Origin of the sequence: Peptoniphilus timonensis JC401 (assembly GCF_000312025.1) — a bacterium.
Classification (GTDB): Bacteria; Bacillota; Clostridia; order Tissierellales; family Peptoniphilaceae; genus Peptoniphilus_A; species Peptoniphilus_A timonensis.
Genome location: NZ_HE978597.1, coordinates 38,887 through 47,134, shown reverse-complemented (window position 1 = coordinate 47,134; position 8,248 = coordinate 38,887). Strand labels below are relative to the sequence as shown.

Here is an 8,248-nt window from a genome sequence, read left to right as displayed (position 1 = left end):
AATTTTAAAATTGAAATTCGTGAAACTTTATCTAGAGAAATTGAGGTTAAGGCTGATTCTTATGAAGAGGCTTTGGAAAAAATAAAGGATGCTTATTTTGATGAAGAGATTGTTTTATATGCTGATGATTTTTCTCGTGCTGAATTTTTAGAGGTATAATTTTTGATTTATGTAATTTTTGTTTAAGGTTTTGATATTTTAGTTTTACGGCTTTAAAGGCAGTTTCATTCTTCTTTTTAGCTGATGCTTTAGAGGTAGCAGGGTCTTCTCTTTAGCTGTTATTATTAAAATATTTTAACCTTTTTTCTTTTTTATGGTAATTGTTTTTATGGTTTATTTTTGATGGTTCTTGGATGGTTCCCGAAGATGGTTGCATGATGTGGTTCCGATATATACTATATACACTAAATATTTATCAAATATTTATCTATCTAAAATCTCACAAATATTTAGTGTCAAAAGACAGACATATAAAAGCTTGTAAGAAACAGATAAAAAGTTATTTTCTTTTGTTTTTGTATATATTCATAAATATTAGATTTAAAAAGACACAGTTAGGTAATAATCAAAATAAAAAAATAAGGGAATAATCCCTTATTTTAATATCTATCTTTCAAAGTTTAGGTTTCTATTACTGTGGTTTTGTATTAATAATTTTTTATCTAGACTATCTAAAAAGCCCATGTCTTTCTTTAGTTCGCCTATTCCATTTTTTATTCTAGCTGTTTTAAAATGATTTTCTTCTTTGTTATTTTCAATAGTTGTTTTACCTTTTATAAATTCATAATCAGACAAATCATCATTATAAGTAAAAACTGAAAGAGGATAATCTTTTAAAATTTTATCTTTATTTTTTAAATCATTTATTATATCATCTGTATTAACTTTTTTACTATTTCCTTCATCAGTGTTTAAATTCCTAATATATACATTAGAGTTATTTTTGTAATTTATTTCATTATTTTCTTTATAATTTTCTGAATAAATATTGTCTGTTATTAATGTTCCGTCTGAATATAGTTCATTAATATCTTCAATTAAAAAACCCTTGTATCTATCTGAATGATTAAATTCTTTTGGACTTTTTAATTGTTCTACATCGAATTTTTGATTTTTTAAATCTAAGTCTATTTTGAAAAATGCATCTTTTATAGAATCTTTTTCTTCCTTTCTAAACTGAACTAAAAATGATCCAGTATTTAATTTATCAAGTAAGGCAACGGAATCTGATTTAACTAAATTGTATGGGTTATAATTAGCTTTAAAATTATAACCAGCATCCATTTGTAATAAATCTTTTAATGAAACATAGCTTATATAATTTTTACCTTTATGATCTTCAGCCTTTAATTGAAAAATAGGTTTTTCGTTTATTTTATTCAAAATGTCTTTTAATTTTTCACGAGTTAGAGGAGTTTCTTTTTTTAATTCTTCTTTGTTGTTTCTCATTTTTAATCCATCCTTTAAACTGTTTTTACTTATATAATCACTTGCTGTCTTAGAAATATTTTGATTTCTTTTTTGATTTTCAAGTTGGTTTTATTTTTTTTCACGTTTTTTTCTATTTTTTTATTTGGTATTTTTGTTTTGATTTATTTGTTTCAATTTTTGGTTTTTCAATAGAATTTTTTGAAGATATTTTATTTAAATCTTTATTTTGAATTTTAGTTTTTTCATTTTCTTTTTCTAAATTAGTGTCTTTAATAATTGGTTTGTCTTTTCTAAATTTAGGAGCAATAATTTTATTATAAAAACCGATGTTATTATTTCTCTTTAAATAACTATCAATTTTATCTTTTGTCAATCCAGTTTCTTCAGAAATTTCATCTAATATTTTTTCAAAATGTTTATCTTTTACTTTATAAATTGAATCATAATTTTTATTTATGTAGCATTTTTTCATGCTGGTAAAAGATAAGTTAGCACCTTTGTTTATTAGATCTCTTACATTTCTTCCCATAACTAGGAAGTCATTAAAATCTTTAGCAATTTTAATTTCATCTTTGTTTTTTGAATCGGGTTCTGCAATGCCTAGTCTTATTGCTTCATTATATGAACTGTTGTCTAACATATTATATGGATAAGATAAATTAGGTATATGCTTAAAATGTTCAATATAAGTTTTAACTGCATCCATTCCTGCTCTATCATTATCCATTGCAAGTGTAATATCATTTATATCAACATTTAAATTTTTCAAAGAATCCTCAACTGCTTTAATTAGATTTCCAGTTCCACCAATACCAATAATTCCATAATTAATATTTTCTTTATTTTTTAAAACTTCGTCTAAACTCATGGCATCAATTGCACCTTCAACAAAAAATAAAGTGTCAATTTTTTTATCTTTATTTTTTATATATTCAAAAGGAGCAAAATTATCACCAGATTTGTTATATTTAAAATTTCTTTTATTTTCTTTGTCAAAGTTTTTTATTTCAGCAGTATAAATCTTATTATCTTTTGTACCTAAAAATGCAATGCCATCTTTACCATCCCATAATTTTACAGATAACAATGAATCTTTGTATTTGTTTATAGTGTCATCTGATAATTTTCTAACGTTTTTTAAATATTTCCAAGCTGGTTCGTTAGGTGTCATTTTTTTAGCATCATAAGTGTAATTTTTTAATATACCTATTCTTTGATTCTTGTCATTTGGATCAGATTCGATTTTTTTAGACATGACATTTAATTTATAAATTTGTTCATTAGTCTTAGGATCTTTTCTAAATTTATTTAATTTAAATTCTCTATTTTTTTCGTTATAAGTTTTTTCATCACCTAATATTTTTATTTCTTTATGTTGAGAATTGTTTCGAATTAAATCTTTTTTGTTTTTGCTTTTTAATTGTGAAATCTTATCTTTATTATTTTGTTTAGCTTTTTCAAAAACTTTATCTAAAAGTTTATTCATAGTTAAACCATAATCTTTTATTAAGTTGTCTACAGCTTTTTCTCTAATAGAATTATCGTTTTTCATCCCATTAGTTGCAGTTCCATTAGAATCAAGATAAATTTGAAAGTCTATTATATTTAATGCAGAAAACCCAGTCGAATAATCTTTAAAACCATATCCACTTTTAGAAATTTTTGATTTAAATAAACTAATAGCTCCACTTTTACTAGCTCTCATATCACGATCAGATGTTGAACCTTTTTTATCCCAGTTATATCCTGATTCTTCGGTTCTTGTTTTTAAATCAGGAAAAGTGCTGGAATTGGCAATATAGTAATATACATTTCTTTTTTGAGCTTCTGATAAATCTGACATTGATTCATATTTTTTTCCCATTGTATTTCTCCTTTCTTAAATAATCGTTATAAAGAAAATACCGTAAAAAGCATTTTTTTTACGTTAAATCAAAAAATAGAAGTTGATTTAAGGTATATTTTCAATAAATAAAAGAAAGGAGATTTTTAATGCAAACAATAATTTTATTAATTCTTGTTATTTTAGAATCTTTAGGTGCTGTATATATATTAGAGCAAGAAGAGGTAATACATCCTATAGCGAGAGTTACTGATTTCTTTGATAGACAAAAGAATGGCATCAAAGATGACGATATTTCTGAAGTAGATAATCTTCAAAATCAAAAATTCGAAGAGGAAGAACAAAAAGCTAAAGAAGAAGAAGATAAAAAAATGCACGAAAAGATGGATGAAACAAAGAAAAAATTAGACCAAGAAGTAGAAACAGAATTTGATGATTTTGAAATTGATGAAGATATTTTTAAAGATCAAAAAGAGTATATGAATATTAAATGATTGACAGTTTACCAATTTATCAAAACAAAAATAATCTCCAAAGAGAAGCCTATAATTTTGTAATGCAATACGTCAAGAAAGAAGAATTGAATAAAGTAACAGATATCTTTGCAGGAACAGCTTCTTTATCAATTCCTTTTTTTAGACATGCTAATGAAATTTTATTAAATGATAAATATAAGTTTTTATATTATTATTTGTCGTTTTACACCAAATTATTTAAAGGCGATTTAGGAGTTGAGCTTAAATATGCTTTTGAAACAATTAAAAACATCGAATTATATAAAGGTAATATCTATGAGTGGTATTCTCATAGTGAAAAAACATGTTTTTTTGGTAAAAATGATGCAATAAAAATTGATTCTATACATAAATATCTTTATGAAAGTAAAGACATTTATAACCAGGAAATTTACGATTTTTTATATGGTAATTTTATTTACTGCGTTTATCAAGCAAGCAATATAAAAAATGGATATTTTTATACTAAATCGAAAAAAACAGTGGCAAATGATAATGTTTTTAATTTCAAACTTTTAAAAACTAATAATTATTTTACAAATAAAAATATTAAAGTTTTTAATTATGATTCAAAAGATTTTATTAAATTATTTAGTGGTGATCTTTTAATTATTGATCCACCTATAAAAAGAAAATATCTAAATCTTTATTATCCATTGGAATATTTAGCACAAAATCCTTTTTAAAGGAGTTCAGAATCTTTATTATGAAGATGAATATGCTTATTTTAATAAAAAATATATGGAATCCTTAATAGGATTAATAAATCGTGCAGATTACAAATATGTATTTTTATACTTAGAAGATAGGATTTATAATTCTTTTCCCAAATTATTCTTTGAATTATATATTTGTCATAAAATTAAGTTAAAAAAAGGTTATTTTGTGTTGTTAGAGAAAATTTAGTTTTTTCTAACAACATTTTGTTTATTAAGTAATTTTAATAATGGAGGTGTTGGATATAGAGAAATTATTTTATGAAGATTTAAAACAAAAAAGTTAATGATTTTTTTAGATCATGTAAAAGAACAAAGCATGCTTAGAAGTAATATTAATACAGGGGTCGATGTACTTGAAGACGAAGACATTTTTTATGAAAAAAGCCTATTTCTAAGTGGTCTGTTTATAAACTTGGAATAAACAAAGAATTGTTTTTGAAGCTTTGTGAGTGGTCTACAAATCATCAAAATAAGTATTTAGATGAACTTAGAAATATAAATATAAAGAGAATGTCTAAATATTTAAAGATAGTAGAAAAAAATAATAAGACATTAAGGAGTTTCAAAGGACAATATACACTTGAAGAATACAAGGACATATTTTTTCTTATGGATAGTTTAGAAAATGATCCCTTATATAACGAAATTTTTAATAAAATTCTTAAATATATAGAGAATGAAGAAGTTAAAATTAGATATTCAAATAGAATTGATTTTAACAAATATAATTATGGCAATGTATATGAAATTTTAAAATATGAATATATGCAAGAAGCTATTTATAGAAACATTTCTTATAATTTTTTAGATGAAGATAAAGGCGTATTTTTGATTCCTAAAATCTGGTTTCTATTTCTTTATCCTAATTTTGATAAGGGAGTAGAAGATTTTATTAAGTTTTATCCTAATCTTTATGTGGAAATTAATAAAAGTCTAAAATTAGTAAATAACTTATCAAGATTTAGCAATAAGGAGATATATAGTAATGTTCAAAAATATGAGTTTCACTAAATTTTGTTTGATAATTTCTATTTATTTTATTTTACTTATAACTATAAAAAATAATGTTTTTAGTATTTTTGTAGTTAATGGAGATTCCATGATGCCTAATATAAAAAACAAAGATATAAAAATAGTTAATAAGATGACAAAAAAATATAAAAGAGGGGATATTGTTATAGCTAAAGATAATAAAGATAAGCTTTTGCTTATAAAAAGAGTGGTTGGTTTGCCAGGAGAAAAAATAGATATTCTTGAAGAAGATGTATACATTAATAATAAAAAACTAGATGAACCATACTTAGATAAAGAATATACAAGTAATGATTATTATATTAGAAATATAAAGTTAAAAGAAGATGAATACTATCTTATGGGAGATAACAGGTCTGATTCAATGGATAGTAGAGAGCTAGGTCCTTTAAAAAATAAAGATATTGTTGGGAGGTGTTTTTAAAATATGAAAATATTTAAAAACAAAAAATTTTTAATGGTAATAGTTGGCATAGTCATTGTAATTTTCCTGATTTATTATTTTATATTTTCTAAGGAAAAATTAAATGAAGAAGAAATTGATATTTCAAAAATAGAAATAATTGATGAAAGTAAATTAGGAAGAATCAAAGAAGGTGTTACTCTTAAAAATTTAGATTTTGAAAATTTAACAAGAGATAAGGCAAAAAGTAAATTATCTGAAAAACAAGAAGATATACTTGAAGGAAAAATAAATTTCAAGTTTGGAGATATAAAAGATGTAAGAACCAATCCGAGAACACTAACATACAAGCTTAGTGATATAGGATATGAAATTGATTATACTAAAACACTTGATAAATTATTAAAAGCTTCAGAAAATGATGAAGTGAAGCCTATATTTAAACTTAACTCAAATAAATTTGCAGATTTTTCTGATGCTCTTTTTGCCGATGTAAGCTTGGAGCCTGTTAATGATAAGCTTATCCCTGTTTATGATAAAGAAAATAATAAACTAGGATATAGTGACCCTGAAAAGGTATTTGTAAAAAGCCAATATGAAAAAGGTGTAGATGGTAGAAAGTTAGATTCAGAAAAATTGAAAGCAATTTTATCAGATGGTTATATTGGTGAAATTGACGTTCCAATAGAAGTTATTAAAAGAAAAGAAATTGATCCAAATATGGTAAATAAATCCCTAGAACTATTAGATTCTATGACTTTTAAAGTTAAACCTCTGTCACTAGATTTAAATGAAAAGATGGAATCAAAAATCACAAAAGTTTATGAGAGAAATAATTCTATTTTGATGAATTACTTAAACAATGTTTTTGTTTCACCTTATGGAGTTTTTGATTTAGACAGATATTTAATGACGGAGAAAGACCTTGAAGACGAATTATATAAAAATAGACTTGCAAGATTTGGAAATGGTATTGACGAGTATCTTGATGATTTTTTAGAAGTTAAGGGAGCTGGTATATCACAAGGTTTATCCAATCTTTATGAAATATTATTGTATTCTAACTTTGAACCAATAAATGTAAGTCATTATTCATATTATGATCCAATATTTAATCTAGGATTAGATGTCAAATATGATGAGAAAAAACCATTTATTTTAAAAAACAACTCTTCAACACCTATTCTTTTAAAGGCAAAAACAGTAGAAAATGAAAATAGGGAAGTTACTTATTCAATTCAAATTTTTGGTATAGCTACAGATTATCAAAAATCTAATATAAGCACTAAGGTAATAAATAAGACAGAACCTAAAACAATTTATATTAAAGCTGATGAAATAGATAAAGATGATATAAGATACAAAGGAAGACAAGGGCTTAAAGTTAGTGTTTTCAAAAATTTGGGAAATGAGACAAAACAGATTGATGAAGTTAATTATATTCCGTTAGATAATGTAGTGGTTCAATAAAAGGAGATAAAAATGAAAAGAAAAATTTTGATACTAATTAGTTTATTATTTTGTTTAACATTAACTGCTTGTAAGGGAGATAAAGGAACTAATTATACAAATGAACAAGAAACAGTAGTAGCATTTTTAGATAATTTAAAAAAAGGTAAATACGAAAATGCTTCAAATTATGTAGAAAATCCTGCTGAATTTATGAAATTAGTAAATCTTCAATTATTTGATGTAACAAATATTGAACAAAATTATCTAGATAAAAGACCTTTAGTGGACTATCAAATAGAACAAGATGAAATTGAAAGTGAAGATAAAAAAGGAAAAGTCCTTTTCTTAACTCTTGTTATAAATAATTATTCAGATGCTGGAAGAAATTTTCTTTATGCTTTAAACCAAGATGTAGATACAAAAAATGTCAGCAAAGAAATTGAAAAAGGTTTTAAAGAAGGTAAATTATTAAAGGTTACAAAAGTTCCTGTGGAACTTGTTCAAACTGAAAATGGAAGTTATTTAATTAAATTAGAAGACGTTAAATTGGCAGGTGTAGAAACAACAATGTCAAATTATATTTTCTTCAATAATGTTATGTTTAATAGGATCCTTTCTGGATATGCAGGTGCTATAGATGAAGTCTTAAATGAAGAAATACCTGATACTGAAAAAACAAAGAAATCAGAAGATGGAAGCTATGATATTGATTATTTTGATAAGTTGATTGAAGAAAAAGAAAAAGATGAAGATTCTTCAGAAACAAATAATAGTATAAAAAATACAAACAATTCATCTGAAATTGAAGAAAACAAAAAAAGTATAACAGAAAAAAGTAATAATGACTAAAGAT

Annotated in this window: 9 protein-coding genes; 7 read left to right on the top strand and 2 right to left on the bottom strand. The window is 24.0% G+C overall.

What is annotated here, in order from left to right; translation table 11 throughout:
- Nucleotides 1-9: 9 nt before the first annotated feature.
- Complete coding sequence (locus tag HGPT_RS08945; RefSeq protein WP_342626076.1) at nucleotides 10-159, top strand: DpnD/PcfM family protein; 150 nt, start codon at nucleotides 10-12, stop codon at nucleotides 157-159.
- 447 nt (nucleotides 160-606) lie between these two features.
- Here HGPT_RS08945 and HGPT_RS07645 read toward each other — a convergent pair whose 3' ends face one another.
- Nucleotides 607-1,449 (bottom strand): hypothetical protein, encoded by an 843-nt coding sequence (locus HGPT_RS07645; protein WP_019139252.1) that lies wholly within the window; start codon nucleotides 1,447-1,449, stop codon nucleotides 607-609.
- Nucleotides 1,450-1,561: 112 nt separating this feature from the next.
- Nucleotides 1,562-3,295, bottom strand: a complete 1,734-nt coding sequence (locus HGPT_RS07640) for a toprim domain-containing protein (protein WP_019139251.1) — start codon at nucleotides 3,293-3,295, stop codon at nucleotides 1,562-1,564.
- Between the two features lie 128 nt (nucleotides 3,296-3,423).
- Between HGPT_RS07640 and HGPT_RS07635 the strand changes: the two genes are divergently transcribed.
- The 6 genes from HGPT_RS07635 to HGPT_RS07610 all read left to right on the top strand — a co-directional run bounded on the left by HGPT_RS07635 (nucleotide 3,424) and on the right by HGPT_RS07610 (nucleotide 8,244).
- Nucleotides 3,424-3,768, top strand: coding sequence for a hypothetical protein (locus tag HGPT_RS07635; RefSeq protein WP_019139250.1), 345 nt, complete (start codon nucleotides 3,424-3,426; stop codon nucleotides 3,766-3,768).
- Nucleotides 3,765-4,475 (top strand): hypothetical protein, encoded by a 711-nt coding sequence (locus HGPT_RS07630; RefSeq protein ID WP_019139249.1) that lies wholly within the window; start codon nucleotides 3,765-3,767, stop codon nucleotides 4,473-4,475. Before HGPT_RS07635 ends, HGPT_RS07630 begins: the two co-directional genes overlap by 4 nt.
- A gap of 543 nt (nucleotides 4,476-5,018) precedes the next feature.
- A complete protein-coding gene (locus tag HGPT_RS07625) occupies nucleotides 5,019-5,519 on the top strand; it encodes a hypothetical protein (RefSeq protein WP_218914864.1) in 501 nt (166 codons plus the stop codon).
- The gene (lepB, locus tag HGPT_RS07620; protein ID WP_019139246.1) at nucleotides 5,494-5,964 is read left to right on the top strand and encodes a signal peptidase I; all 471 of its coding nucleotides are present in this window, start codon (nucleotides 5,494-5,496) and stop codon (nucleotides 5,962-5,964) included. The genes HGPT_RS07625 and lepB overlap by 26 nt, the downstream gene beginning before the upstream one ends.
- 3 nt (nucleotides 5,965-5,967) lie before the next feature.
- A complete protein-coding gene (locus HGPT_RS07615; RefSeq protein WP_019139245.1) occupies nucleotides 5,968-7,413 on the top strand; it encodes a VanW family protein in 1,446 nt (481 codons plus the stop codon).
- Between the two features lie 12 nt (nucleotides 7,414-7,425).
- Nucleotides 7,426-8,244, top strand: coding sequence for a hypothetical protein (locus HGPT_RS07610; RefSeq protein ID WP_019139244.1), 819 nt, complete (start codon nucleotides 7,426-7,428; stop codon nucleotides 8,242-8,244).
- Nucleotides 8,245-8,248: the final 4 nt, after the last annotated feature.